The sequence below is a fragment of the Curtobacterium sp. MCLR17_054 genome (assembly GCF_003234335.2).
Classification (GTDB): domain Bacteria; phylum Actinomycetota; class Actinomycetes; order Actinomycetales; family Microbacteriaceae; genus Curtobacterium; species Curtobacterium flaccumfaciens.
Map to the genome: position 1 here is coordinate 1,188,041 of NZ_CP126263.1, position 26,356 is coordinate 1,214,396.

The 26,356-nt window shown below is 71.5% G+C and carries 28 protein-coding genes; 22 read left to right on the forward strand and 6 right to left on the reverse strand.

Going from position 1 to position 26,356, the window contains the following annotated elements; all coding sequences use genetic code 11:
* Window positions 1-37: 37 nt before the first annotated feature.
* Window positions 38-1,114: a glycoside hydrolase family 6 protein gene (locus DEJ08_RS05695; RefSeq protein WP_146245002.1), complete on the reverse strand. Its 1,077-nt coding sequence runs from the start codon at window positions 1,112-1,114 to the stop codon at window positions 38-40.
* A 182-nt stretch (window positions 1,115-1,296) separates the two neighbouring features.
* On the opposite strand from DEJ08_RS05695, the gene DEJ08_RS05700 reads away from it, so the two are divergent.
* The 8 genes from DEJ08_RS05700 (at window position 1,297) to DEJ08_RS05735 (ending at window position 6,587) form a co-directional block, all read left to right on the forward strand.
* Window positions 1,297-1,746, forward strand: a complete 450-nt coding sequence (locus tag DEJ08_RS05700; protein ID WP_111054262.1) for a VanZ family protein — start codon at window positions 1,297-1,299, stop codon at window positions 1,744-1,746.
* Between the two features lie 100 nt (window positions 1,747-1,846).
* The gene (gene rpsO / locus DEJ08_RS05705; RefSeq protein ID WP_017885935.1) at window positions 1,847-2,116 is read left to right on the forward strand and encodes a 30S ribosomal protein S15; all 270 of its coding nucleotides are present in this window, start codon (window positions 1,847-1,849) and stop codon (window positions 2,114-2,116) included.
* Window positions 2,117-2,440: 324 nt separating this feature from the next.
* Window positions 2,441-3,058, forward strand: a complete 618-nt coding sequence (locus tag DEJ08_RS05710) for a CE1759 family FMN reductase (RefSeq protein ID WP_071245007.1) — start codon at window positions 2,441-2,443, stop codon at window positions 3,056-3,058.
* A gap of 134 nt (window positions 3,059-3,192) precedes the next feature.
* Window positions 3,193-3,525: a hypothetical protein gene (locus tag DEJ08_RS05715; protein ID WP_146248464.1), complete on the forward strand. Its 333-nt coding sequence runs from the start codon at window positions 3,193-3,195 to the stop codon at window positions 3,523-3,525.
* On the forward strand, window positions 3,522-4,484 hold the full coding sequence (locus tag DEJ08_RS05720) for an FAD:protein FMN transferase (protein ID WP_111054264.1): 963 nt from the start codon (window positions 3,522-3,524) through the stop codon (window positions 4,482-4,484). The genes DEJ08_RS05715 and DEJ08_RS05720 overlap by 4 nt, the downstream gene beginning before the upstream one ends.
* The gene (locus DEJ08_RS05725; RefSeq protein WP_111054265.1) at window positions 4,484-5,041 is read left to right on the forward strand and encodes a ferric reductase-like transmembrane domain-containing protein; all 558 of its coding nucleotides are present in this window, start codon (window positions 4,484-4,486) and stop codon (window positions 5,039-5,041) included. Before DEJ08_RS05720 ends, DEJ08_RS05725 begins: the two co-directional genes overlap by 1 nt.
* Window positions 5,038-6,303, forward strand: a complete 1,266-nt coding sequence (locus tag DEJ08_RS05730) for an NADH-ubiquinone oxidoreductase-F iron-sulfur binding region domain-containing protein (protein ID WP_111054266.1) — start codon at window positions 5,038-5,040, stop codon at window positions 6,301-6,303. The genes DEJ08_RS05725 and DEJ08_RS05730 overlap by 4 nt, the downstream gene beginning before the upstream one ends.
* A complete protein-coding gene (locus tag DEJ08_RS05735; protein WP_258367027.1) occupies window positions 6,300-6,587 on the forward strand; it encodes a ferredoxin in 288 nt (95 codons plus the stop codon). Before DEJ08_RS05730 ends, DEJ08_RS05735 begins: the two co-directional genes overlap by 4 nt.
* 34 nt (window positions 6,588-6,621) lie before the next feature.
* On the opposite strand, the gene DEJ08_RS05740 is transcribed toward DEJ08_RS05735, so the two are convergent.
* A complete protein-coding gene (locus tag DEJ08_RS05740; RefSeq protein WP_111054268.1) occupies window positions 6,622-7,839 on the reverse strand; it encodes a coiled-coil domain-containing protein in 1,218 nt (405 codons plus the stop codon).
* A 281-nt stretch (window positions 7,840-8,120) separates the two neighbouring features.
* Between DEJ08_RS05740 and DEJ08_RS05745 the strand changes: the two genes are divergently transcribed.
* Window positions 8,121-10,400 (forward strand): polyribonucleotide nucleotidyltransferase, encoded by a 2,280-nt coding sequence (locus tag DEJ08_RS05745; RefSeq protein WP_110864729.1) that lies wholly within the window; start codon window positions 8,121-8,123, stop codon window positions 10,398-10,400.
* A gap of 182 nt (window positions 10,401-10,582) precedes the next feature.
* On the opposite strand, the gene DEJ08_RS05750 is transcribed toward DEJ08_RS05745, so the two are convergent.
* The gene (locus DEJ08_RS05750; RefSeq protein ID WP_111054269.1) at window positions 10,583-11,110 is read right to left on the reverse strand and encodes a YbhB/YbcL family Raf kinase inhibitor-like protein; all 528 of its coding nucleotides are present in this window, start codon (window positions 11,108-11,110) and stop codon (window positions 10,583-10,585) included.
* A 260-nt stretch (window positions 11,111-11,370) separates the two neighbouring features.
* Window positions 11,371-12,018 carry a TetR/AcrR family transcriptional regulator gene (locus DEJ08_RS05755; protein WP_071405592.1) on the reverse strand — a complete coding sequence of 216 codons (648 nt, stop codon included), beginning with the start codon at window positions 12,016-12,018 and terminating at the stop codon, window positions 11,371-11,373.
* Window positions 12,019-12,269: 251 nt separating this feature from the next.
* Between DEJ08_RS05755 and DEJ08_RS05760 the strand changes: the two genes are divergently transcribed.
* Both DEJ08_RS05760 and DEJ08_RS05765 read left to right on the forward strand, forming a co-directional pair.
* Window positions 12,270-13,604: a M16 family metallopeptidase gene (locus DEJ08_RS05760; protein WP_071405593.1), complete on the forward strand. Its 1,335-nt coding sequence runs from the start codon at window positions 12,270-12,272 to the stop codon at window positions 13,602-13,604.
* An 8-nt stretch (window positions 13,605-13,612) separates the two neighbouring features.
* A complete protein-coding gene (locus DEJ08_RS05765) occupies window positions 13,613-14,215 on the forward strand; it encodes a histidine phosphatase family protein (protein ID WP_027464756.1) in 603 nt (200 codons plus the stop codon).
* Window positions 14,216-14,264: 49 nt separating this feature from the next.
* Here the strand turns inward: DEJ08_RS05765 and DEJ08_RS05770 are convergent, their stop codons facing one another.
* A complete protein-coding gene (locus DEJ08_RS05770) occupies window positions 14,265-14,756 on the reverse strand; it encodes a GNAT family N-acetyltransferase (RefSeq protein ID WP_111054270.1) in 492 nt (163 codons plus the stop codon).
* Window positions 14,757-14,779: 23 nt separating this feature from the next.
* Here DEJ08_RS05770 and DEJ08_RS05775 point away from each other — a divergent pair, with 23 nt between their 5' ends.
* Window positions 14,780-15,526, forward strand: coding sequence for a 4-hydroxy-tetrahydrodipicolinate reductase (locus tag DEJ08_RS05775; protein ID WP_228513608.1), 747 nt, complete (start codon window positions 14,780-14,782; stop codon window positions 15,524-15,526).
* Between the two features lie 14 nt (window positions 15,527-15,540).
* Window positions 15,541-16,005, forward strand: a complete 465-nt coding sequence (locus DEJ08_RS05780) for a tetratricopeptide repeat protein (RefSeq protein ID WP_017885925.1) — start codon at window positions 15,541-15,543, stop codon at window positions 16,003-16,005.
* A 19-nt stretch (window positions 16,006-16,024) separates the two neighbouring features.
* On the opposite strand, the gene DEJ08_RS05785 is transcribed toward DEJ08_RS05780, so the two are convergent.
* Entirely contained in the window at window positions 16,025-16,939 is a 915-nt protein-coding gene (locus tag DEJ08_RS05785) for a TIGR01777 family oxidoreductase (protein ID WP_110864735.1), read from the reverse strand.
* Window positions 16,940-16,977: 38 nt separating this feature from the next.
* On the opposite strand from DEJ08_RS05785, the gene DEJ08_RS05790 reads away from it, so the two are divergent.
* The 9 genes from DEJ08_RS05790 to DEJ08_RS05830 all read left to right on the forward strand — a co-directional run bounded on the left by DEJ08_RS05790 (window position 16,978) and on the right by DEJ08_RS05830 (window position 26,143).
* Window positions 16,978-17,808: a thymidylate synthase gene (locus DEJ08_RS05790; protein WP_111054271.1), complete on the forward strand. Its 831-nt coding sequence runs from the start codon at window positions 16,978-16,980 to the stop codon at window positions 17,806-17,808.
* Complete coding sequence (locus tag DEJ08_RS05795) at window positions 17,808-18,308, forward strand: dihydrofolate reductase (RefSeq protein ID WP_111054272.1); 501 nt, start codon at window positions 17,808-17,810, stop codon at window positions 18,306-18,308. The genes DEJ08_RS05790 and DEJ08_RS05795 overlap by 1 nt, the downstream gene beginning before the upstream one ends.
* 125 nt (window positions 18,309-18,433) lie before the next feature.
* The gene (gene dapA / locus DEJ08_RS05800; protein WP_017885921.1) at window positions 18,434-19,411 is read left to right on the forward strand and encodes a 4-hydroxy-tetrahydrodipicolinate synthase; all 978 of its coding nucleotides are present in this window, start codon (window positions 18,434-18,436) and stop codon (window positions 19,409-19,411) included.
* 49 nt (window positions 19,412-19,460) lie between these two features.
* Window positions 19,461-21,137, forward strand: coding sequence for a ribonuclease J (locus DEJ08_RS05805; protein WP_027464761.1), 1,677 nt, complete (start codon window positions 19,461-19,463; stop codon window positions 21,135-21,137).
* Between the two features lie 124 nt (window positions 21,138-21,261).
* Window positions 21,262-24,195, forward strand: coding sequence for an FtsK/SpoIIIE family DNA translocase (locus DEJ08_RS05810; RefSeq protein ID WP_111054273.1), 2,934 nt, complete (start codon window positions 21,262-21,264; stop codon window positions 24,193-24,195).
* Window positions 24,196-24,200: 5 nt separating this feature from the next.
* Window positions 24,201-24,845 carry a CDP-diacylglycerol--glycerol-3-phosphate 3-phosphatidyltransferase gene (gene pgsA / locus DEJ08_RS05815; RefSeq protein ID WP_181438957.1) on the forward strand — a complete coding sequence of 215 codons (645 nt, stop codon included), beginning with the start codon at window positions 24,201-24,203 and terminating at the stop codon, window positions 24,843-24,845.
* Window positions 24,842-25,369, forward strand: coding sequence for a CinA family protein (locus DEJ08_RS05820; RefSeq protein ID WP_110864739.1), 528 nt, complete (start codon window positions 24,842-24,844; stop codon window positions 25,367-25,369). Before pgsA ends, DEJ08_RS05820 begins: the two co-directional genes overlap by 4 nt.
* 154 nt (window positions 25,370-25,523) lie before the next feature.
* Entirely contained in the window at window positions 25,524-25,832 is a 309-nt protein-coding gene (locus DEJ08_RS05825; protein ID WP_027464765.1) for a helix-turn-helix domain-containing protein, read from the forward strand.
* Window positions 25,833-25,918: 86 nt separating this feature from the next.
* The gene (locus DEJ08_RS05830; protein WP_071405602.1) at window positions 25,919-26,143 is read left to right on the forward strand and encodes a DUF3046 domain-containing protein; all 225 of its coding nucleotides are present in this window, start codon (window positions 25,919-25,921) and stop codon (window positions 26,141-26,143) included.
* Window positions 26,144-26,356 lie beyond the last annotated feature (213 nt).

Consider the following 26,356-nt stretch of genomic DNA (forward strand, 5'->3'; position numbering starts at 1 on the left):
GGCACCGACACCCTGCGCGGGCCGTCTCGTGGCGTGGTCAGTCGCGCTTGCGGTGCTCGACGAGGGCCAGCGCGTACGACTCCCACCACTGGCCGGCCGCGGGGCCGCCGTTGCAGGTGCCGTCGCTGAGCCCCGGCGTCTTCACCCAGAGCAGGGCGTCGAGCCGGGTGCTGCCGCCGGTGACGTGCGGCTCCTGGCCGAGGCCGGCGCCCTCGGGGTTGCACCAGGTGCCCCGCCACCCCTGCCCGTTGCGCGAGACGTCGATGACGAAGTGCGGGTCGCCGCCGATCGCGTCGGCGAGCTCGTCGGCGTACGCGCGCTCCTGGTCGACCCGGTAGAAGTTCGACACGTTCGTGAAGAAGCCCTGCACCTCGTCGACGCCGGCCTGCCGCAGCCAGTCCGCCATGGTGGCGGTCGGCACGCGGTTCTCGTTGCCGCCGTCCAGGTACACGGTGAGCCCGTGGCCGGTCAGGGCATCGACGGCCTTCCGCAGCAGGGGCAGGCGTTCGTCGCGCAGCCGCTCGCAGTTCTGGATCTGGGCGATCGAGTCGGGTTCGACGAGCACGACCGCGTGCGAACCGGCCATCGCCCGGACGGCGGACCGGACCCACGGCAGGTAGGCGTCGTCCTCGGTGCCGCCCTTCGAGTAGCTGCCGCAGTCACGGTCCGGGATGTTGTAGAGGACGAACACGGGGGTGCCACCGCGTTGCTCGGCCGTGCTGACCACCGACCGGATCGTCGAGCGGGTCTCGGCCCGCGAGGTGTTCGTCAGCCACGTCGCGATCGGCTGGTCGGCGATCACCGCGATCTGCTCGGCGGTCTGGGTGTCACCGTCGGCACGGGCCTGGCGCTCGCGGAGGCCGGCCTGGTTCACGGCGGTCGGCTGGCGCGCGAGCCCGCCCGGGAACGCCTCGGCCGCGGACTTCCGCTCGGCGACGCTGCGGCCGCTCGGGGTACGGTCGCCGTCCGGCTGGCCGCCGTTCCACGGGCCGACGACCACGAGGGTCGTGACGACCGCGGCGACGACGACGGCCGCAGCGGCGATCCACCCCCACTGCCGCAGGCCGCCGGTGCGGTTGCGGCGTGGGGTGCTGGGTGCCTCGTGCTCCGGCATGCTGCGGTGCTCCTGATCTGACCGTGCGGTGTCGGTGGTGCGGGCACCGATCGCGCCCGGACCCATGCTGACAGGTGCGGGGGAGTCCTGACCAGCGCCGATCCGCGATCGCCCAGGTGTCGCACCGACGGCTGACAGGAGCGCTCCAGCGACCGCGCAGGACCGTGCAGCACACTGTGCGGATGTTCCGTCGACTCCTCCTCCTCGCCCTGACCGCGGGCTACGCCTGGGTGATCTGGCGGATGACGCTGACCCCGCAGGTCTTCACCTCGGCCCAGAACTCCCTCGTGCTGCACGCGATCGCCTGGGTGCAGCAGCTGCCGCACGGTGCCTGGTTCACGTACGAGCGCACCGAGTTCCTCGCCAACATCGCGATGTTCGTGCCCGTGGGGATGCTCGCGGCGCTGTGGTTGCCCCGGCGCTGGTGGATCCTCGGCGCGCTCGTCGCGGTCGCGCTGTCGACCGGCATCGAGTTCGCGCAGGCCACGTACCTGCCGTACCGCGTCGCGGATCCGCGCGACGTGCTGTCGAACGGCCTCGGCGGACTGCTCGGCGCGACGCTGGTCGGACTCGTCCGCAGCCTGTTGCCGGAGCGTCGTCGCCGACGCCGTCTGCGCCCCAGGACCGCCTAGGACTCTGGTAGCCTTGTGCGGTTGCCGTCGAACGGCCGCGGACAAAGAGCGCTCGTGCATCAGGCACGGGCACCGCGCAACGGACAGGAAGGGGATCACCATGGCACTTGACGCACAGGTCAAGCAGGAGATCATCGAAGAGTACGCGACCCACCCGGGCGACACCGGATCCCCCGAGGTCCAGGTCGCCGTTCTGACGCGTCGTATCAACGACCTGAACGAGCACCTCAAGGAGCACAAGCACGACCACCACTCGCGTCGTGGCCTGCTCCTCATGGTCGGTCAGCGTCGCCGTCTCCTCGGCTACCTCTCCGACGTCGACATCGCCCGCTACCGTACGCTCATCGAGCGCCTCGGCCTGCGTCGCTAGTCGACCGACACACGCTTGACCGAACGCCCCGGTCCTCCTCGTGAGGACCGGGGCGTTCTTCGTTCCGCGGGGCGTTCGACGGTCGGCGGGGGCCCCGCTCAGTCCGCATTCCGTCCTCGGTCGGTCACGACACGTCGCCCGCGCTCGTCCCGCGGTCACGACTCGTCGGCCACCACGGTCCCAGTCGACACTTCGTGACCGCTCCGTAGTCACCGCGCGGGGAGTCGTGACCGATCGGCACGCTGTTCGATGGCGGGAATGGTTGCGAGGGGGACCCGGTTGGATGCTATGTTCATGCAAACGCATCGAAAGTCGGGAAGCATCATGACCACCATCGCCGTCGTCTCCGCCGGACTCTCCGAGCCCAGCTCCACCCGCCTGCTCGCCGACCGCCTGGGCGAGGCCGCCGTCGCGTCACTCGTCGCCGAGGGCACCCCGGCACACGTCGTGCACGTCGAACTCCGGCCGCTCGCGCACGAGATCACCGACGCGATGCTCACCGGCTTCGCGGCCCCGGCACTCTCGGCAGCGATGGCCGCCGTGGTCGAGGCCGACGCCGTCGTGTTCGTCACGCCGATCTTCACCGCGGGCGTCAGCGGACTGGCGAAGTCGTTCCTGGACGTGCTCGACAAGGACTCGATGGCCGACATGCCCGTCCTGCTCGGGGCCACCGGCGGGACCTCGCGGCACTCCCTCGCGATCGACCACGCCCTCCGGCCGGTCTTCGCGTACCTGCGTGCGGCGATCGTGCCCACCGGGGTGTTCGCCGCGACCGACGACTGGGGGACCGACGGTGACGCGGCCGCCCTGGACGGTCGCATCCGCCGGGCCGGAGCCGACCTGGCCTGGGCGATCCGGGCCTCCAGGCGGGCCCCGCAGGAAGCCGACGCGCTCCCCGCGACGCCGGACTTCGCGAGCCTGCTCGGCGGCCTCGGTCACTGATCCGCGTCCCACCGCCGTCGACGGGAGCGCGTGCTCTTAGACGGACCACAGGGTTCGTACGGTCGGTGCGCGGCGGGTGCGCGGCTGGCTCATCGGTGCCCTCGGGAACCTCGTCATGACGACGAGGAGCACCGATGGACACCAGAGGCAGCGGCAGGCGATCCGCACGGATCACGAGTGCGCTCGTCAGCGTGGGCGGGCTCGTGGTGGCGATGGTCACCGGTGCGGGGCTCTGGCTCGGGCACGAGCAGGCGAGCACGAGCACGAGCAGTGACACGAGCACGAGCAGCTCCAGCAACAGCGACTCCAGCAGCAGCGAGTCCAGTAGCAGTGCCGACACGAGCACCGACTCGTCGACCCAGCCGACCGACTCCGCCACGACCGACTCCGGCACGAGCGACTCGGACACCGGCGTGTCGCAGGGCACCACCGGCGGGACCTCCGACACCACGACGACGGGGTCGTGACCGTGCGCGCCGCCACCGAGTGGGGCCTCTGGACCACGACCGCCCGGGTCGTCCTCGACCACCGGGACCGTCGGCACCTCGCTGCCGCGGAGTCCTGCGTCCGGCAGGTCACCTCCGCCGTCGACGCCGCGTGCAGCCGCTTCCGCGACGACTCCGAACTCACCGCACGCGCCGACGACCTCGTGCGTGGCACCGAGGTGTCGCCGCTCCTCGCCGCACTGGTGCAGCAGGCGCTCGACGCAGCGCGGCTCTCGGACGGCGACGTCGACCCCACCCTCGGGCGCCGCATGGTGTCCCTCGGGTACGACGCCGCCTTCGCCGACGCCCGGCCGGTCCCGTCGCCCGAGGCCCTGTCGCGTGCACTCGACGACCGTCCGGCGTGGCAGCGCATCCTGCTGTCGGGCACGTTCCTGCGCATCCCCGAGGGCGTCACCCTCGACCTCGGTGCCACGGCGAAGGCCGCTGCCGCCGACATGGCCGCGGCGAGCATCACCGCACGGCTCGGCATCGGGGCGCTGGTGTCCCTCGGCGGTGACGTCGCGACCGCCGGCCCGGATCCGTCCGGCGGTTGGCAGGTGCGGGTGGAGGACCTCGAGGGTGACCCGGTCGACCACGTCCGGATCGCCTCGGGGTGGTCCGTGGCGACCTCGAGCACGCAGAAGCGCCGCTGGGAGCAGGACGGCACCGCCCGGCACCACATCCTCGACCCCCGCTGGGGTCTGCCCGCCGAGCCGGTCTGGCGCACGGTGACCGTCGTCGCCCCGTCGTGCACCACGGCCAACACGATGACGACGGCCGCCGTGGTGCGCGGTCGCACCGCCGCCGAGTGGCTCCGGCAGAGCGGTCGCGCCGCCCGCCTCGTCGCCGCCGACGGCACGGTCGTGCGGCTCGGCGGCCGGCCCGACGACCGAGGCACCGACGGCCAGCGCGCCGACGACGCCCGATCGGCGGTCGCCTGATGGACACCGCTCTCTGGGTGATCGGCCGGGGCTTCGGGGTCACCGCCGTCCTGCTCCTCACCCTCACGGTGCTCCTCGGCATCGTCACCAGGGGCGGACGACCGCTGCCCGGACTGCCCCGGTTCGCCGTGCAGCTCGTGCACCGGGACGTCGCCCTCGCCGCCACCGTGTTCGTCGCGGTGCACGTGGGGTCGCTGCTGCTCGACACCGAGGCCGAGCTGCGCCTCCTCGACACGGTCGTGCCGTTCGTCGGCGCCGACCGGTGGTTCTGGCTGGGGCTCGGCACCCTGGCCGTCGACCTGCTCGTCGTGCTCGTCGTCACCGCACTGCTCCGCCGTGTGATCGGGCCGCGGGCCTTCCGGGCGGTGCACTGGACGGCCTACGCCATGTGGCCGATCGCCCTGGCCCACGCGGTCGGCACCGGGACCGACGGCACCTCCGCCTGGTTCCTCGTGCTCGCCGGCGTCTGCACCGCGGCCGTCGTCGGCGGCGTCGTCTGGCGCTGCACCGCCCGTGTCACCGAATTCCGTTCCGCGAAGCTGGAGGTCGTCCGATGACCCTGACCCACCCCCGCACCGTCGTCCCACCCACCGGCACCCGACGGCTCCTGGCCGCACCCGGTCCGGCCCGCACCGACCACGAGGACACCTTCGGCCCGCTGCCGCAGCTCGGCCCGTGGCTGGTCGACGAACTCGGCCGCGCCGGCGTCGACGGCCGCGGCGGAGCCCGGTTCCCGCTCGCCCGGAAGCTCGCCGCCGTGACCGTCCGCGGCCGCCGTCGGGGTCGGGGTGCGCCCCTCGTGGTCGCGAACGCCGCCGAGGGGGAACCCGCCAGCCGCAAGGACGCCGTCCTGCTCGAGCGCGCACCGCACCTGGTACTCGACGGCATCGTCGTCGCGGCCGCCGCGGTCGGTGCGTCCGAGGCGGTCCTCGCCACGAGCGACCGACTCGCCGGTCCGGTCCGCCGGGCACTGGCGGAACGCACCGACCGCGGCGGCGACCCCGTGCCGATCAGCCTGCGGGTCCTGCCCCACGCCTCCTTCGTCTCCGGGGAGGCCAGCGCCCTCGCCTCGGCCGTCGCCGGTGGCCAGGGTGTGCCCGAGGACCGCGTGGTGCGGCTCGCCGAACGAGGCCCGAGCGGGCGACCGACCCTGGTGTCGAACGTCGAGACCCTCGCCCAGGCAGCACTCGTCGTGCGCTTCGGGGCGGCGTGGGCCCGGGGCGTCGGCAGCCCGAGTGCCCCCGGCACCCGGCTCGTCACGGTGAGCGACGTGACGGACCCGACCACCGCGGTGGTGCTGGAGACCGCCGGGGGTGCGCCGCTCGGGGAACTGCTTCGGGCCTCCCGGCTGCCGGTGACCGATCCGGCGCACACGCGCGCCGTGCTGGTCGGCGGATGGGGCGGGACATGGCTGCCGGCCGCGGCCCTCGACGCGTCGTTCGACCCCGAGGGACTGGCTCGGTGGGGTGCCGCGCCCGGGGCCGGGGTGCTCGCCGTGCTCGACGACCGGACCTGCCCGATCGCGGTGACGGCACGGCTGGCGGCGGCGCTCGCCGGAGCGTCCGCCGGACGGTGCGGACCCTGCGTGAACGGACTGCCGCGGATCGCCGACGTCGTCGGGGACCTGGCGTCGGGGCGAGCAGCGGGGGACCTGGCGGGAGAGGTGCGTCGGGTCGCCGCGCTGGTGGACGGGCGTGGGGCGTGTCACCACCCGGACGGGGTGGCGCGGATGGTGCGGAGCGCGCTCGACGTGTTCCACGACGACGTGCAGGCGCACCTCGGTGGCCGGTGCCTGCTGCGGCGCGGGGGTGCGTGGTGAGCGGGGGCGCGGGCGCAGGCGCGGGTGTCGTCTCGCTGCACGTCGACTGGACGCGCTGCCGGGGCCGGGGGTTGTGCACGGAACTGTTCGCCGAGCGGCTCGAGCGCGACGAGTGGGGCTACCCGATCGCCCGGGTCAGCACCCCCGGCGCCCGGGTCGGCGGCGACCCCGGCGCCCCCGACACCGGCACCCGCGACGTCCCGGTCCGTCCGCACGAGCGGGCCGCTGCGGCCGACGCCGTCGCGATGTGCCCCCTGCAGGCGCTCCGACTGGTGGAGCGGTGAGCAGCCGGCGACCGGCGCCCGGCCGGCCCAGCGCTCAGTACCAGTGCGGGTTGACGCTCATCTCGTGGCCCCACGCCCCGCAGGGTGAGCCGTAGGCGCTCTTGATGTACGCGAGCCCCCAGTCGATCTGCGTGTTCGCGTTGGTGCGCCAGTCGGCTCCGGCGACCGCCATCTTCTCGGCCGGCAGCGACTGCGGGATGCCGTAGGCGCCGCTCGAGGCGTTCAGGGCGTTCGCCCGCCACCCGGACTCCTGCGTCCAGAGCGACACCAGGCACGAGAACTGGTCGGAGCCCCACCCGTACGACCCGAGCGCGCTCCGTGCGTAGGCCTGCGCGGCCGCGGGGTCCACGGCGACGCCTCCGGTGCTCGGGTAGGACGAGCCGGTGCCGCCGCTGGTCGCGCCGCCGCTGGAAGCGCTGCTGCCGGCGTTCGCCGCGGCCGCGTTCGCCGCCTCCTCGGCCGCAGCCGCTGCGGCCCGCTTGCGCTGCTGCTCCGCCTTCTGCGCGGCGACCCGCTGGCCGAGTTCGTACCCGGCCTCCTGCTTCGCGGTGCTGTCCTTGAGCGACGCGAGCTGCGCGTACAGCTCGTCGCTGTGCTGCTCCGTCGACTCGACGGCGGCGTCCGCCGCCTGTTGCGCCGACTTCGCCGCGGCCGAGCGTTCCTCGGCCGCCTGCGCGCGCGTCGCGCGTTCCGTCTCGGCCCGCTCGGCCTGCTCGTGCAGCGACGACGCCGTGCCGGCCGCGACGGACGCGTCGTCCATGACGCCGGCCCAGGTCTCCGACAGCTGGTCGAGCGCGCCGAGCTGGTAGAGCAGCTGGTCCGGGTTCTTCGCGGTCGCGATGCGGGTGGTCATCTGGTTCGTGCTGCCGTCGCGGTACAGGTTCGCGGCCAGTTGGCCGGCCCGCTGCTGGGCCCGGTCCGCCGTCTCGCTCGCGTGCTGCGCCTGGGCCTGGAGGCTCGTGGCGGCCTGGGTGGCCGACGCCAACTCCGACTCGGCCGCGTCCGCCTTCGACGAGGCCACCAGGGCGGCCTGCGACTTCGCGGCGGCTTCGTCCTGCGCCGACTGCAATGCGGCCTGCACCTTCTGCACCTCGGCGCGCTTGGCGGTCTCGTTGCCCTTGGCGCGCTGGACGTCCTGCCAGGTGGGGTACTCGGTGGCGTTCGCGGGGGCAGCGGTCAGGGCCGGGGCGACGAGCGCGCCGACGACCACGGCGGCCGCGACGAGCACGCCCCGCGAGGGGGTGAGGCGCATGTCGGCAGGCTACCGATGTTCACCAGGAGTCCAGCGAGCCGCGCCGCCGACAGCCTGAGGACTGGTAAAGTCCATCGTGTCCGAGGACTCATTCCCCGGACGTCACACACAACACTGCGCAGGCCGGGCACGGAGCTGGTCATCGGTGGTGGCTCGCGGGCCGGAACGGTTTCCCGAGTGCTTCTACTGCTGGCCAGACATGCGTCCGGAACGATCGGCGCGCACGCACCATCGAGTGCCGTCGCCACGGCCTGCCGGAAACACATCAAGGAGGCGCCCTTTTGGAGGGTCCCGAGATCAAGTTCGCCGAAGCCGTCATCGACAACGGCAAGTACGGCAAGCGCACCGTCCGGTTCGAGACCGGTCGGCTCGCACAGCAGGCCCAGGGCGCGGTCGCCGCGTACCTGGACGAGGAAACGATGCTCCTCTCGGCCACCAGCGCCGGCAAGCACCCGCGTGAGGGCTTCGACTTCTTCCCGCTGACCGTCGACGTCGAAGAGCGTTCCTACGCCGCCGGCAAGATCCCCGGTTCGTTCTTCCGTCGTGAAGGCCGTCCGTCGACCGAGGCCATCCTCGTCTGCCGTCTCATCGACCGGCCGCTGCGTCCGTCGTTCGTCGACGGCCTCCGCAACGAGGTGCAGATCGTCATCACCGTCCTGAGCATCGCTCCGGACGAGTTCTACGACGCGCTGGCGATCAACGCCGCGTCCGCGTCGACGCAGATCTCCGGTCTGCCGTTCTCCGGCCCGATCGCCGGTGTGCGCCTCGCGCTCATCGGTGACCAGTGGGTCGCGTTCCCGAAGGCCTCGCAGCTCGCCGACGCCGTGTTCGACCTGACCGTCGCCGGTCGTGTCGTCACGGACGAGGCCGGCAACGAGGACGTCGCGATCATGATGGTCGAGGCGGAAGCCACCGAGCACGCCTGGGACCTCATCCAGGGCGGCGCCACCAAGCCCGACGAGGCCATCGTCGCGCAGGGTCTCGAGGCGGCGAAGCCGTTCCTCAAGTCCCTCGTCGACGCGCAGGCCAAGCTCGCCGCGCAGTCGGCCAAGGAGATCCAGGACTTCCCGGTCTTCCCGCCGTACGCGCCCGAGGTCTACTCGGCCGTCGAGGCCCTCGCGCTCTCCGAGCTCGGTGACGTCTACAAGATCGCCGCCAAGACCGAGCGTCAGGACGCCGACGACGCGCTCAAGTCGCGCGTCAAGGCCGCCATCGCCGAGCAGGTCACCGCGGGCTCGCTGCCCGAGGTCGCCAACTCGCAGGTCGGTGCCGCGTACAAGTCGGTCACGAAGAAGGTCGTCCGCGGCCGCATCCTGACCGAGCAGATCCGCATGGACGGCCGCGGCCTGGCCGACATCCGTCCGCTCGACGCCGAGGTCGCCGTGATCCCGCGCGTCCACGGTTCGGCGATCTTCCAGCGCGGCGAGACGCAGATCCTCGGCGTCACCACGCTGAACATGCTCAAGATGGAGCAGCAGATCGACTCGCTGTCGCCCGTCACGAAGAAGCGCTACCTGCACCACTACAACTTCCCGCCCTACTCGACCGGTGAGACCGGCCGCGTGGGTTCGCCGAAGCGTCGCGAGATCGGGCACGGCTTCCTCGCCGAGCGCGCCCTCGTGCCGGTGCTGCCGTCGCGTGACGAGTTCCCGTACGCCATCCGTCAGGTCTCCGAGGCGCTCAGCTCCAACGGCTCGACCTCGATGGGTTCCGTCTGCGCCTCGACCCTGTCGCTGCTCAACGCCGGTGTGCCCCTCAAGGCCCCGGTCGCCGGCATCGCGATGGGCCTCGTGTCCGACACCGTCGACGGCCAGACCCGCTACGCGGCCCTGACCGACATCCTCGGTGCGGAAGACGCCCTCGGCGACATGGACTTCAAGGTCGCCGGTACCTCGGAGTTCGTCACCGCGATCCAGCTCGACACCAAGCTCGACGGCATCCCGTCGACGGTGCTCGACGCGGCGCTCAAGCAGGCCAAGGAGGCCCGCTCGGCCATCCTCGGTGTGCTGAACGAGGCCATCGACGCCCCCGACGAGATGGCGGACACCGCTCCTCGCGTCATCTCGGTGCAGATCCCCGTCGACAAGATCGGCGAGCTGATCGGCCCGAAGGGCAAGACGATCAACGGCATCCAGGACACCACCGGTGCCGACATCTCGATCGAGGACAACGGCACCGTCTACATCGGCGCCGTCGACGGTCCGTCGGCCGAGGCCGCTCGTGCCCAGGTCAACGCGATCGCGAACCCGACGAACCCGGAGATCGGGGACCAGTTCCTCGGCACCGTCGTGAAGATCGCCACCTTCGGCGCCTTCGTGTCGCTGCTCCCGGGCCGTGACGGTCTGCTCCACGTCTCCGAGGTCCGCAAGCTCGCCGGTGGCAAGCGTGTGGAGAACGTCGAAGACGTGCTCGGCGTCGGCCAGAAGGTCCTGGTCGAGGTCACCAAGGTGGACGACCGCGGCAAGCTGTCGCTCGCGCCGGTCGTGGCCGACGAGACCGAGGGTGACTCCACCTCGGCCGAGACGGTCCGCGCCCACGCCGAGGACCCGGCCGAGGGCTGATCCTCCCCGCGTCCTGACGCACGAACGGCCGCCGTCCCTTCCGGGGCGGCGGCCGTTCGCCGTTGCGGGGCGTGTGTGCGCGTTGGCCGCGCGTGCTTTCGCGGCCAGCGACACCTCACGGGCACGGCGCCGCGTGAACTGTCGCTGTGTGCGAACGATCGCGGCGCCGTGCCACGTGCCGGTCAGGCCGCGGGGGTCTCCTGCGTGCCCATGAGCTGCGCGCGCCCGAGCAGGTGCCCGCGGAGCATGAAGCCCACGACCGCGGGGGTCGCGTCGGCGGGGACCTCGAGCACGGGGACGTCGAGGGCGCTCAGCGTGAAGAAGTAGCGGTGCACACCGTGGCCCGCGGGCGGAGCGGCCCCGAGGAACGTGTCCGTGCCGAACTCGTTGCGGCGGCGGAGTGCCTCGGCGGGCAGCAGGGCGTCGTCGGTACCGGCGCCTGCGGGGAGCGAGGTCGCCGAGCCCGGGATGTCGGTCAGGCTCCAGTGCCAGAAGCCGGAGCCGGTCGGGGCATCGGGGTCGTAGACGGTCAGGACGAAGCTCTTCGCGCCCTCGGGCGCGTCCGACCACTCGAGTGCGGGGGAGCGGTCCTCACCGCCGACGTCGGAGCCGCGTGCCGAGGTGGGCAGCTCGCCTCCGTCGGTGAAGTCGGGGCTCGTCAGGGTGAAGGACGGGACGTCGGGCAGGTTCCAGTTGGGGTCGTTGGCCATGCCCCCAGCCAACACCCGCCGGCTCGGGCTGCGCTCGGTGCGCACGCGGGGCTGTGGGAGTTCGCACGTGACGGCCTGGAGGCGCGGTGCGGGCCCGCCACGGGCCTCCCGTCCGGCCGCGGTCGCCTCGACCGCCCCACGGAAGCGACACATGCGCGTCGCGCGGGTGCGTCCGTGCCGCGAAGGCGACAGGATGCCGCGAACTGTTCGCGGTGATCTGTCGCTTTCGCGAAAGCGACAGATCCGGTGACAGCCAGGCGTCAGCCCGCGAGCACCCGGTCGACCACGCGGTTGAGCGCAGCGGTGGCGGCGATCGCGTCACCGGCGTACGCGCCGGCCATCGCACCGTCGCGCGCGAGCATGAGCTCGTCGGCGCCGTCGCCGGGCAGGGGGTGTCCGGCCTCCTGCAGCAGGGTCGCCAGCCGTTCGGTGTACCAGTCGCGGTGCACGGCGACGACCTGGCGGACCGGGTCGCGCGGGTCGTGGTACTCGGCGGCGGCGTGCAGGAACGCACAGCCGCGGAACGCCGGGTCGTTGACGTCGTCGGCCAGCGCGGCAACCCACGCGCGGACGGCCCGCTCGGGGGAGCCGGCGTCGGTGATGAGCTGCTCCATCCGCTCCTGCACGCGCTCGTGCTGGGTGCGGATGTAGGCCAGGATCAGGTTGTCCTTCGACCCGTAGTGCTTGTAGAACGTCGCCTTCGTGACGCTCGCCTCGGAGATGAGACGGTCGACGCCGACGCTGTGGATGCCCTCTTCGTAGAAGAGTCGCGTGGCGGTCTCGAGGACACGGACCTTCGCGCCGCCGGAGCGGGGAGTCGGGGGGACGCTCGACCCGTCCGGCGACGCGAGGTTCGTGCTCGGGCCGGGGAGACGCTGGACGGCCGGTTGGGGGGAATCGACCGTCACAGCGTGTACTCCTCGGACTCATCGGCTCCGCGACCGGAGTGGGGGGACTCGGTGGTCGCGCAGGACTGATGTCCCGAGCCGCCGGATCGGAACTTAGGGGGGCTTTCGATCCGGCGTGACCAACAGTAGCACAAGGAGGACAGACAGACGAGTCGGTCTGTCCACATTTTCTGTACCCCACTTCGAGTGGCATGCGACCGAGACCGGGAAACTGGGCGGGAGGCATCGACGGATCACTAGGCTCGTCTGCGATGAACCAGCCAGTGCCACTGCCGCTCGGGGCCCCGGACACGTCGTTCCTGACGTCCGGCGGGGCCTTCGTCCGTCGCACCGTGCTGCCCTCGGGCGTCCGTGTGCTGACCGAGGCGGTGCCGGGTGCCGCGTCGACGAGCATCGGGTTCTGGGTCGGCGTCGGTTCGCGTGATGAGCGCGACGGGCAGTTCGGGTCGACGCACTTCCTCGAACACCTGCTCTTCAAGGGCACCGAGACCCGGTCGGCGCTCGACATCGCCATCGCGTTCGACTCGGTCGGCGGTGAGCACAACGCCGCCACCGCCAAGGAGTACACCTGTTACTACGCACGGGTCCGGGACACCGACGTCCCGATGGCCGTGAACGTCATCGGTGACATGGTCACCGGTTCGGTGCTCGAACCGGACGCATTCGCCGTCGAGCGCGGGGTCATCCTCGAAGAGCTCGCGATGGCCGCCGACGACCCGGCCGACGTCGCGGGCGAGGCGTTCTTCGCCGCGGCCTTCGGCGGACACCCGCTCGGCCGTCCGATCGGCGGCACCCCGGACAGCATCCGTGCGGTCCAGCGCGACGAGGTGCTGGCCCACTACCGCGAGCACTACGCGCCGAACGGCATCGTCGTGACCGCCGCCGGTGCCGTCGACCACGACCGGTTCTGCGAGCTCGTCGCCGGCGTCTTCCACGACGCCCCGGACGCCGAGCCGCTGCCGCGCCGCACGCCCGAGACCGTGGCCGACCCGGTCGAGGCGAAGTTGACCGTGGTGCACCGCCCGACCGAGCAGGTCAGCATGCTCCGCGGCTCGCAGGGCCTCGACCTGCGTGACGACCGCCGTCCCTCGCTCAGCGTCCTGAACGCCGTGCTCGGTGGCGGCATGAGTTCGCGTCTCTTCCAGGAAGTGCGCGAGCGCCGCGGTCTGGCCTACGCGGTGTCGTCGTTCGCCCCCGCGTACCTGGACAACGGTGCCTTCGGTGTCTACGCCGGCTGCGCGCCGGACAACGTCGCCGGCGTCATCGACATCGTGGACGCCGAGTTCCGCCGGATGGTCGACCACGGCATCACCGACGACGAGCTCCGACGTGCCAAGGGCCAGATCGAGGGCGCGCTGACGCTCTCGCTCGAGGACTCCGACGCCCGCATGACCCGCCTCGGCCGCTCCGAGCTCGGCACCGGCGAGTACACCGACCTGTCGACGGCGCTCGAGCGTGTCGACGGCGTCACGACCGACGGCGTGCTCGAACTCGCGCGCGACCTGCTCACCCGGCCGACGATCACCTCGGTCGTCGGTGCCGTGCAGCAGGACGAACTCGCCGCGGCCATCGGGATCGGCAGCTGAGCACGGACATGTCGCACTACCTGTACCTCGTCCGGCACGGCGAACACCAGGACGCCGAACACGGCCTGCGGGACGGCAAGCTCTCCGAACGCGGCAAGCGTCAGGCGACCCTGATCGCGGACCGTCTCGGCGGCGTGCCCTTCGACGGCGTGTACCACTCGCCGCTCGAGGCCCCGAGCGAGACCGCCGCGTTCCTGTCGCAGCGCCTGCCGTCGATCCAGCCCGAGCCCTCGACACTGCTGTTCGACTGCATCCCCTCGGGCCCGACCCCGGACATGCCGCACGCCTACCAGGGCTGGTACGGCGGCATCACCGAAGAGGAGATCGTCGCCGGGCAGGCCCAGATGGGCGACGCCGTGTCGGAGTGGTTCACCCCGGCGCGCGAGGACCGGCACGACCTGCTGATCACCCACAACGCCGTGATCGGCTGGTTCGTGCGCGAGGCGTTCCAAGCCCCCGAGTGGCGCTGGATGGGCACGAACGTCGCCCACACCGCGCTCACGATCATCCGGATCCGTTCGGCGAAGCCCGCCGAGGTCGTCACGCTGAACGACCTGGCCCACCTGCCGGTGGAGCTGCGCACGGGTCTGCCCGTCGACCAGCCCGTCTAGCGGCTGCCCGTCCGGTCCGCGGTGGCGCGGCCGGGAGGCCCGTGGCGGCTCAGGCGATCGGCTTGCGGTACCAGGCGGTCGCGTTGGGGTTGTCGTTGAACGGCTCGACCCGCTGGTACCCGCGGCCGCGGTACATCGCACCGGCCGCCACGAGCGAGTCGTTCGTGTCGAGGACGATGCTCGTCGCACCGAGGTCGGCCGCGGCCCGCTCGAGCAGGTCCATCACGGCCGTCGCGACGCCCGTGCCGCGCCCGGCCGGTGCCACGAAGACGTGCTTGACCTCGAACCGGACGTCGACGGCACCGGTCGCGTCGACCCCGTCCGCGATCCGACGGAGGCCGCCGCAGCCGACCGCGACGCCGTCGTCGTACGCCACCGCGAACACCCCGTTCGGCGGCGTGAACTCGGCCGCGGGGGTGCGCTTCCGCGAGTACGTGCCCTGCGCGCTCGGGAACGTCGCCTCGCGCTCGTCCAGGTACGCGTCGAGCAGCGCGTCGACCTCGGGCAGATCGGCCGGCACGGTCCTGACCTCGACTGACATGCGTCGATCCTAGGATGGACCGCATGGTCACTCCCGTCGCCGTCGTCGGCGCCACCGGTCGTCTCGGGGGCCTCGTGGCGTCCGTCGTCGAGGAACTCCCGGAGTTCGAGCTCGTCGCCCGCCTGTCGTCGAAGGACGGCGCGCACGAGGCGCCGCCGTCGGTCTTCGGCGGCGCGGCCCTGGTGGTCGACGTGACGGTGCCGTCGCTCAGCCCGGCGATCGTGGAGAACGCGCTCTCGAGCGGCGCGAACGTGCTCGTCGGCACCTCCGGCTGGTCGCTCGACCGGCTCGCGAAGCTCCGCACCGGGCTGCGGGAACGCCCGGACCAGGGGGTGCTCGTGGTCCCGAACTTCTCGATCGGCTCCGTGCTCGGCACGCACCTGGCGACGATCGCGGCACCGTGGTTCCCCGCCGCCGAGATCGTCGAGACCCACCACGCCGGCAAGATCGACTCGCCGTCGGGCACCGCGGTGCGCACCGCGGAGCTGATGGCCGACGCCCGGCGCGAGGTCGGTCCCGTGGACGCCCCGCACGTCGACCAGCGCGCCCGCGGCCAGCAGGTCGCCAGCGTGCCCATCCACTCGCTCCGGCTCCCCGGGGTGAAGGCCGTGCAGGACGTCGTGCTGAGCGGCCCCGGCGAGACGCTGACGATCCGACACGACACCAACGACGACGTCGCCTACGTCGCGGGCATCCGTGCGGCGCTGGCGAACGTGGTGTCGGCGCGGGGCCTCACCGTGGGCCTCGGCAGCGTCCTCGGCATCGGCTGACCGCCGTGGGTCGGATGGAGCGGGCCGGACGCACGATCCGCTCGCCGTTCTGGGGTGCAGCGCTGATGGCGGTGCTGCTCGCCCTGTACATCGTGCTCGTCGGGCAGCGCGCCGTCGCCTTCATCGCGACCGGGATCCCGATCGGCATCGGCATCGGCGTCGCGCTGTTCGTCGTCGCCGCGATCGGGGCGCTCCTGCTCGTGCTGGAGTTCCGCTTCGGCATCCGCATCACCCGGCTCGGCGCGCGGCTCGAGGCCGAGGGCGGCACCCCGGACGACGTCGTCCCGGTGCGGCCGTCGGGCCGGCCGATCCGCGACGCCGCCGACGAGCTGTTCCCGCGGTACCGCGACGCGGTCGAGCAGGACCCGGCCGACTGGCGTGCCTGGTACCGGCTCGGTGTGGTCTACGACGCCGCCGGTGACCGCAAGCGCGCACGGTCGGCGATGCGCACCGCCCTGGCGCGCGCCGCCGACCGCTGACCCCGGGGCCGGAGGCGGATCAGAAGACGGCGTCGATCGCGTCCGCGGCCTGCGTGTACCGGAACGTGTAGCCGGACTCGAGCAGCTTCGTGGGCACCATCCGCTGGCTCGACAGGAGCATGTCGTCGGCGGCGTCCCGCAGCGCCAGGCGCAGGGCGAACTCGGGGATCCGGAAGAGGTACGGGCGGTGCAGGACCTCGGCGACGTGCTTCGTGATGCGGTCGGCCACGACGGGCTCAGGGCCGGCCAGGTTCACCGGACCGGACACGTCCGGTGCCGCGGTCGCCAGGTGCACGATGGCGCCGACCTCGTCCTCGAGCGCGATCCAGGGCCAGTGCTGGCCACCGGTGCCGAGCCGGCTGCCGACGCCGAGCTTCGTCAGCGGGACGAGCGGCGCAAGTGCACCGCCGCCCTTGCCGATGACGATGCCGGTACGGAGCGTGACGACCCGGACCCCGGCGGGAGCGGCGTTCGCGGCGGCCTCCCACGCGGTGCAGACGTCGGCGAGGAACCCCGTGCCCGGGGCGGCGTCGTCCTGCAGCACGTCGGCCGGGCGGTCGCCGTACACGCCCGAGGCCGAGCCCGACAGGAACAGCGCCGGGGGAGTGGCGGCGTGCCGCATCGCCTCGACCAGGGTGTCGGTGGCGTCGATGCGCGAGCTGCGGATCTCCTTGCGGTACGCGTCCGTCCACGGCAGCTTGCCGATGTTCGCGCCGGCCAGGTTGATCACCACGTCGGCACCGTCGAGGATCGCCGGGTCGAGCGGACGCCGCCCCGGTGCCCAGCGGAACTCGGTCGCGGTGCGCGCTTCGCGGCGGACGAGCGTGGTGACGTGGTGCCCCGCCTCGCGCAGGGCGCGGACGAGGGGCGTCCCGATGAACCCGGACGAGCCGGCCACCAGGATCGAGAGCGGTTGTTCCGTCGTGTCGGGCATGCCCGCAACGCTACTCACACCGACGTAGGCTTCTGTGTGTGACCGACAGCGAGACCGTACAGCCCGACGCCTCCGTCCCGACGCCCTACGAAGACCTGCTCCGCCGGGTCCTGACCGAGGGCTCGCCGAAGGGTGACCGCACCGGCACCGGCACCCGGAGCCTGTTCGGCGCACAGCTCCGCTACGACCTGTCGAAGGGCTTCCCCCTCGTCAGCACCAAGCGCGTGCACTTCAAGTCGGTCGCGTACGAGCTCCTCTGGTTCCTGCGTGGCGAGGGCAACGCCACCTGGCTGCAGGAGCACGGTGTCCGGATCTGGAACGAGTGGGCGGACGCCGACGGTGACCTCGGCCCGGTGTACGGCGTGCAGTGGCGCTCGTGGCCGACCCCCTCGGGCGAGCACGTCGATCAGATCGCCCAGGTCATCGAGCAGATCAAGACCAACCCGGACAGCCGCCGGCTCATCGTCTCGGCCTGGAACGTCGCCGACGTGCCGGACATGGCGCTCGCCCCGTGCCACGCCTTCTTCCAGTTTTACGTGAACGACGGCAAGCTCTCGTGCCAGCTCTACCAGCGGAGCGCCGACATGTTCCTCGGCGTCCCGTTCAACATCGCCTCGTACGCGCTGCTGACCCACATGATCGCGGCGCAGACCGGGCTCGAGGTCGGCGACTTCGTCTGGACCGGCGGCGACTGCCACATCTACGACAACCACGTCGAACAGGTCGAGGAGCAGCTGTCCCGCACGGCGTACCCGATGCCGACGCTCGAACTCGCTCCGCGCGACTCGATCGACGACTACGAGTACGAGGACTTCACCGTCGTCGGCTACGAGCACCACCCGGCGATCAAGGCCGCGGTCGCCGTCTGATGATCGGCATGGTCTGGGCCCGCTCGACCACCGGCGTCATCGGTGCCGACGGCGGCATGCCCTGGCACGTGCCCGAGGACCTGGCGCACTTCAAGCACGTCACCGGCGACGCGACCGTGCTGATGGGCCGGCGCACCTGGGAGTCCCTGCCCGAGCGCTTCCGGCCGCTGCCCGGTCGGCGCAACGTCGTGCTCACCCGGGACACGACGTGGACGACCGACGGCGCCGAGGTCGTGCACGACCTGCAGGCCGAACTCGAGCGTGCCGACAGCGCCGACGCGACCGTGTGGGTGATCGGCGGCGGTCAGGTCTACGCCGCCGCACTCGACGCGGCCGACCACGTCTCCGAGACGCTGATCGACGTCGACGTGCCCGGTGACACCGTCGCACCCACGCTCGACGAGGCGGCCGGCTGGACGCTCACCGACGAGGGCCCCTGGCAGGAGTCCCGGAACGGCGGCACCCGCTACCGGTTCCTGGAGTGGCAACGCCGCGCCTGAGCGCCCGCACGGGGCGGGCGTGACCGGCGGGACGGACGTGATCCGGGCCTCCCGTCCGCGCCGCAGGCGGTCCACCGTCCACACGGACGGCGGTCCTCGCGCGCATCCCCGGTACGCTGGTGCCCGTGTCCCCGCGTGAGAATCCCTTCGGTCAGGTCCTCGTCGCCCTCGTGACCCCGTTCACGGCCGACGGCGAGGTCGACTGGCCCGGCGTCGAGCAGCACATCGACGACTGCATCACCGCCGGCGCCGACGGCATCGTCGTCACCGGCACGACCGGTGAGACGTCGACGCTGACCGACCCGGAGAAGCTCCGTCTGGTCGAGGTCGGCAAGTCCGTCGCTGCCGGCCGCGCGAAGATCATCACGGGCGGTGGCTCGAACGAGACCGCGCACGCGATCCACCTGTACAAGCAGAGCGAGAAGGCCGGCGCGGACGGCGTGATGATCGTCACGCCGTACTACAACAAGCCGACGCAGTCGGGTGTCCTCACCCACTTCCGGATGATCGCGGACGCCACCGACCTGCCGGTGATCCTGTACGACATCCCGGGCCGCACCGGCATCCCGATCACGTACGACACGATCCTGCGTGCGTCCAAGCACCCGAACATCCTCGCCGTGAAGGACGCCAAGGGCGACTTCGCCGAGGTCTCGCGGGTGCTGAACAACACCGACCTCATGTACTTCTCCGGCGACGACACGAACGTGCTCCCGCACCTGTCGATCGGCGCCACCGGCCTGATCGGCGTGACCGCGAACATCACGAGCGCGCCGTACCGCACCATCGTCGACGCCGTGAACCGGGGCGACCTGGCCACCGCGACTGCCGAGCACAAGCGACTCGAGCCGCTCGTCCGCGCCGTGATGACGCACGTTCCCGGTACCGTGGCCGCCAAGTACATCCTGCACGGGCTCGGCCGCATCGGCAGCCCGCGCGTCCGACTGCCGCTCGTCGGCCCCGAGGACTCCGAGGCGTACGCCATCGAGACCTCCCTCGAAGCCGTGCGCGACGTGCCCGGCGCCGACTTCTCGAACTTCCGCCCCGACCGCAACGCGGCGGCCGGCGGTGCACTACCGAAGGTGCCAGGCACCACCCGCTAGCGAACACCGCGGCGCGCAGCGCGCGCGTCGCCCGAATCCGTAGGACCGAATGCCCACACAGATCTCCGAACCGCAGCCGCTCGAAGCCGGCACCCTCCGCGTCGTCCCCATCGGGGGCCTCGGCGAGATCGGTCGCAACATGACCGTCTACGAGTACGAGGGCAAGCTGCTCATCGTCGACGCCGGCGTGCTGTTCCCCGAGGAGCACCAGCCCGGTGTCGACCTGATCCTGCCGGACTTCTCGCCGATCCGTGACCGCCTCGACGACGTCCTCGGTGTCGTGCTCACGCACGGCCACGAAGACCACATCGGCGCCGTCCCGTACCTGCTCAAGCTCCGCGACGACATCCCGCTGATCGGCTCCACGCTGACCCTCGCGCTGGTCGAGGCGAAGCTCAAGGAACACCGGATCAAGCCGTACACGCTCGTCGTGGCCGAGGACCAGACCGAGCAGATCGGCCCGTTCCACCTCGAGTTCGTCGCCGTGAACCACTCCATCCCGGACGCCCTCGCCGTCGCGATCACGACCCCCGCCGGTCGTGTGCTGCACACGGGTGACTTCAAGATGGACCAGCTCCCGCTGGACGACCGCATCACCGACCTCCGTGCGTTCGCCCGTCTGGGCGAGGCCGGCGTGGACCTGTTCCTGCCGGACTCCACGAACGCCGACGTGCCGGGCTTCACCGCTCCGGAGCGCGACATCGGCCCGGTGCTCGAGAACATCATCATGCGCGCCCGCAAGAAGGTCGTCGTGGCGAGCTTCTCGTCGCACGTGCACCGCGTGCAGCAGGTCCTCGACGCCGCCGCAGCCGCGAACCGCAAGGTCGCGTTCATGGGGCGCTCGATGATCCGCAACATGACGATCGCCGCCGACCTCGGGTACCTGCGGGTGCCGGAGAACGTGCTCATCGACACGAAGAAGGCGAAGAACGTCCCCGACGACCAGATCGTCTACATGTCGACCGGGTCGCAGGGTGAGCCGATGGCCGTCCTGGCCCGCATGGCGAACCTCGAGCACCAGATCGAGATCGGCGAGGGCGACACCGTCATCCTCGCGTCGTCGCTCATCCCGGGCAACGAGAACGCCGTGTACCGCGTCATCGACGGGCTGACCAAGCTCGGTGCGAAGGTCGTGCACAAGGGCAACGCGAAGGTGCACGTCTCCGGACACGCCTCCGCCGGCGAGCTGCTCTACTGCTACAACATCCTGCGGCCGCGCAACGTGCTCCCCGTCCACGGCGAGCACCGCCACCTGTACGCGAACGCCGACCTGGCGATCCAGACGGGTGTCCCGCCGCGCAACGTGATCCTCGGGCAGGACGGCATCGTCGTCGACCTGAAGGACGGCGTCGCGACGGTCGCCGGCCAGCTCGACATCGGCTACGTCTACGTCGACGGCTCCACCGTCGGCGAGATCACCGACGCCGACCTGAAGGACCGCCGCGTCCTGGCGGAAGAGGGCTTCATCTCGATCTTCTGCGCGGTGGACTTCACCACCGGGCAGTGCGTGATCGGCCCGGAGATCCAGTCGCGTGGCTTCGCCGAGGACGACTCCGTGTTCGACGACGTCCGCCCGCAGATCGCCAAGGCGATCTCCGAGGCCGCGGCCAACGGCACGCGCGACTCGCACGCCTTCGCGCAGGTCGTCCGTCGCACGGTCGGTCGCTGGGTGAACACCAAGCACCGCCGTCGTCCGATGATCGTCCCGGTGGTCATCGAGGCGTAGGGCCCGTTCGCAGGGTGGGCGCGCGTTCGCGTCCGTCCGGCCCGGGAGGCCCGTCCAGCGTCCGTCACGGACGCTGCGGCGGGCCTTCCTGCGTTTGTCCTGAGCGGGCGTTAGGGTTCTGCCCATGGCCGGAGGCACCAAGTCGACCACGCGCTCGCGCGCGTCCACGTCGTCCCGTGGCAACGGGACGCGCGGTTCGTCGCGCACCCAGGCCACGACGAAGAAGCTGCCGCAGGCCGCACCCACGCCGGTGTTCCGCGAGCAGAACCCGCTCGTGACCTTCTGGCTCGCGATGGCGCACGGCGTCGGCGCGATGTTCCGGCTGCTCGGCAAGGAGACCCTCGAGAAGGACCAGCGGCGCGACGGGTTCCCGTTCCTGCTGTTCCTGCTGGCCATCGCCGGCGGGGTCGTCGAGTGGCTCAACCCGACCAACAGTGTCTCCGTTGCGCTCGACGCGTACACGTTCGGCGGGCTGTTCGGCCGCCTGGCGTTCGCCCTGCCCGTCATCATGATCGTGTTCGCCGGATGGTTGTTCCGGCACCCGGCCTCGGTGCACGACAACACCCGGATCGGCATCGGCCTGGGCATCCTGATCGTGTCGATCGCCTCGCTCTGCCACGTCTTCGGCGGCCGTCCGAGCGCCGCTGACGGCATGCCCGCGCTGGCCGCTGCCGGTGGGGTGCTCGGCTGGGTGGTCATCGGCTGGCTCGTCACGATCGCGACCGCCTGGGTGGCCGTCCCCGTGGCGATCGTGCTGCTGGTGCTCTCGCTCTTCATCATCACCAAGACGCCGCCGAACAAGCTCGGGCGACGCCTGCACGAGCTCTACGCCTACCTTTTCGGCGCCCCGGCCCCCGCAGCAGAACCCGAGGCCGACGCCGCCGCCGTGGCGGCGCCCGCCGCCCGCGCCCGCACGTCGAAGCGCGGCAAGAAGGGCGACACCGACTTCCAGCTGTTCGACGACCTCGGGTTCGGTGACGAGCAGGCCGCTGCCGACGCCGAAGCCGGTGGCGACAACGTGCCGTGGTGGCGCCGGAACAAGTCCGGGCGCGAAGAGGACCCGGCGTACGACAGCCCCGTGCTGCCCCCGGCCACCGGGGTCGCCCCGGCTGCCGCTGCCGTCGCACCAGCTGCCCCCGTCGTGCCCGCTGCGCCCGCCGTGAGCCCGAACGCCGGTGCCGCCGCCGGGCTCGTCGACCTCACGCCGGCCGAGCCCGCGTCGGTCAACCTCAACGACTCCGTCGAGCAGGACCTGCAGGACGCCGAGCAGGCGCTCCGCGCGTTCGGCACCGACGTCCCCGCGCGGCCGGAGCCGACCGCCGACATCCGTCCCGCGGTGCCCGAGGTGCTGTCCGAGCCCGAGATCGCCGACGAGCCGGAGGACATCGACGCCGCCGCCGAGCTGAGCGCAGCCGCCGCCGGTTCCGACGACGATCCGTCGAAGCCCTACCGACTGCCCGCCGCCACGACGCTGAGTTCCGGAACGCCCTCGGTCGCGCGCAGCCAGGCGAACGACGACATCGTCGCCGCCATCACCGGGGTGCTCACCGAGTTCAAGGTCGACGCGAAGGTCACCGGGTTCTCCCGCGGGCCGACGGTGACCCGGTACGAGATCGAGCTCGGCCCGGGCGTCAAGGTCGAGCGGGTCACGGCCCTGTCGAAGAACCTGTCGTACGCGGTCGCCTCGAACGAGGTTCGCATCCTGTCGCCGATCCCGGGCAAGAGTGCCATCGGCGTCGAGATCCCGAACACCGACCGCGAGATCGTCTCGCTCGGTGACGTGCTGCGCTCGAACGCCGCCCGCAAGTCGAAGCACCCGATGACGATCGGCGTCGGCAAGGACGTCGAGGGCGGCTTCGTCGTCGCGAACCTGGCGAAGATGCCGCACCTGCTCGTCGCCGGCTCCACCGGTTCCGGCAAGTCGGTGTTCATCAACTCGATGATCACGTCGCTGCTGATGCGCGCGAAGCCGTCCGAGGTCCGCATGGTCCTGGTCGACCCGAAGCGCGTCGAACTGTCGATCTACGCCGGTGTCCCGCACCTCATCACGCCCATCATCACGAACCCGAAGAAGGCGGCCGAAGCGCTGCAGTGGGTCGTGAAGGAGATGGACATGCGGTACGACGACCTGGCGTCGTTCGGGTTCCGCCACGTCGACGACTTCAACAAGGCGATCGAGAACAACGAGATCGTCCTGCCGGCGGGCAGCGAGCGGAAGCTCAAGCCGTACCCGTACCTGCTCGTCGTCGTCGACGAGCTCGCCGACCTCATGCTCGTGGCGCCGCGTGACGTCGAGGAGTCGATCGTCCGCATCACCCAGCTCGCCCGCGCCGCCGGCATCCACCTGGTGCTCGCGACGCAGCGCCCCTCGGTCGACGTCATCACCGGCCTGATCAAGGCGAACGTGCCATCGCGCATCGCCTTCGCGGTGACGAGCGTCACGGACTCCCGCGTCATCCTCGACCAGCCCGGCGCCGACAAGCTCATCGGTCAGGGCGACGCGCTCTTCCTGCCGATGGGCTCGTCCAAGTCGCTCCGCGTGCAGGGCGCCTGGGTGCAGGAGGGCGAGGTTGCCGAGGTCGTCCAGCACGTCACGCGGCAGGCGCAGCCCGAGTACCGCCAGGACGTCCAGGCCGTGGTCGAGCGCAAGGAGATCGACGCCGACATCGGTGACGACCTCGAACTGCTGCTCGCGGCCGTCGAGCAGGTCGTGTCGACCCAGTTCGGCTCGACGTCGATGCTGCAGCGCAAGCTCCGCGTCGGCTTCGCCAAGGCCGGTCGCCTGATGGACCTGATGGAGTCGCGCGACATCGTCGGGCCGTCCGAGGGGTCGAAGGCCCGCGACGTCCTGGTGACCGCCGACCAGCTGCCCGCGGTGCTCGCGAAGCTCCGTGGCGAGGAGCCGCCCGCCGCGGCCGCTCCGGCAGCGCCGGCCCCGACGCCGTCCGGCGACGGCGACCGGTACGGAGCAGACCCCGTCGGCGACATGACCCGCGGGTACGATGAAGTCCACGACGAGCCCGATGAGGACGCGTGGGGACTGACGGGCAGGGAGTGACGGCGATGACCGCCTCGGACAGCACGAACACCACGCACGGCGCACGGTTCCCGTGGCGCGGGCGGCTGCTGCGCAAGGGCCCCGGCCCGGCGTCGACCGCGAACGTCGCGAACATCATCACGGTGGTGCGCATCCTCACGGCGCCGCTGTTCTTCGTCCTGCTGCTCACCGACGCCGGCAACGACGGGCCGCTGCGCATCTGGGCCGCGGTCGTCTTCGTCGTGGCCATCGTCACGGACAGCGCCGACGGCATCATCGCCCGTCGGCAGAACCTGGTCACGGACTTCGGCAAGCTCGTCGACCCGATCGCCGACAAGGTGCTCATCGGTGGTGCGCTCGTCGCGCTGTCGATCCTGCAGGAGCTGCCCTGGTACGTGACCGTGCTGATCATGGTGCGCGAGATCGGCATCACGGTCTTCCGGTTCGCGGTGCTCTCCGACCGGGTGATCCCGGCCAGCCGCGGCGGCAAGATCAAGACCGTGCTGCAGGCCGTCGCCCTGACGGCCGCGCTGTTCCCGTGGTGGAACCTGGTGGGCGACTGGGCGCACTGGGTCAACGGCATCCTGATGACGGCCGCGTTCCTGGCAACGATCCTGAGCGGGATCGACTACCTCTGGCAGGCATGGAAGCACAACCGCACCACCGCATGACCGGGCCCGACCGCTCGACGCAGGCCGCGCCTCCCGTCCCGGTCGCACCGGGACTCATCGCCGAGCTGACGGCACGGGGCGAGACCCTCGCCGTGGCGGAGTCGCTGACCGGCGGCCTCGTGGTCGCGACCCTCGTCGACGTGCCGGGCGCGAGTGCCGTCGTCCGCGGCGGCGTCGTGGCCTACGCGACGCCCGTGAAGCACTCCGTGCTCGGGGTCTCGGCGGAGCTGCTCGAGGCCGAGGGCGCGGTGCACCCGGAGGTCGCTCGGCAGATGGCCGCGGGTGTCCGGATCGCGCTGTCCGTCGACGGGGAACCCGCGACGTGGGGGATCAGCACGACGGGCGTCGCCGGCCCGGACCCGCAGGACGGCAAGCCCGTCGGCACCGTCTACGTGGGGATCGCCTCCGCCGCGGGGGCTGAGGCCTTCGAGCTGCACCTCGACGGTGACCGGGGAGCAATCCGGCACGCCACCGTCTCCGAACTCCTTGCACGGATGTCGTCCGAGGTCCGGGGCCGGGAATAGGTCCCGTTTCCACTGGGTTACATCTCACGAAATCTCCAGCAGTACGGCAGCCAGCCTGGCTAACATGCTGCAACCGGCAACGCTATTGTTGCTGAACCCGAACTCGATCCACCGGACCGAGCGGGCGCGGAGACGACAGAGAGGAGGAGTTCTCATGGTTCTCGTTCGTCAGGAAATCGGCGATGTGCTCCGGGACTTCCGCTTGCAGAAGGGCCGGACCCTCCGTCAGGTCGCGTCCAAGGCCAGTGTCGCGCTCGGGTACCTCAGTGAGGTCGAGCGCGGGCAGAAGGAAGCCAGCTCGGAGATCCTCGCGTCCGTCGCGGATGCTCTGGACACGCCCATCTCGACCATCATGCGCGAAGTGGGCGACCGCCTCGCGATCGTCGAGGGGCTGACCCCCGTCCCCGACACGCTCCCGGACGACCTCGTCGCCGAGTTCGACAACGACCTCGCGGTTCGCTGAGCGCACCGCACCGAACGCCCTCGCCGGTCCTTCCCGGCGGGGGCGTTCTGCGTTCCGGCCCACGACCACGCGCCTAGGCTGGTCGGATGCGCGTGAGTGAGTTCTGGCGAGCCGTCGACCAGGTGTTCGGTGAGGCCTACGGTTCCGTGGTCACCCGTGACGTCGTGCTCGAAGGGCTGGGCGGTCGCTCCGCCGTGGACGCCCTCGCGGCTGGCATTGAGGCCCGCCGGGTGTGGGACGCACTGTGCGACTCGCAGGACGTCCCGATGGACCGACGGCACGGCAAGGGCCTCGCCGAACCCCAGGACTGAGCGGGTCCCGCGGGCCGCGGACCCGAAACTGTGTTCGGCGTGTTGCTCGAACGCGTGTTCGATCGGTGGTAGCTTCCTCCACAGCGGCGTCGCCCGGATGTTCCATCCACAGATCGCGTGACCGTCGGCAGTGATGTCGGTGGCTCGCCGTAGGTTGATGGACATCGGGAACAGCCCGAAGCCTTGTCGCAGAACCATCGGCCTTGCACCACC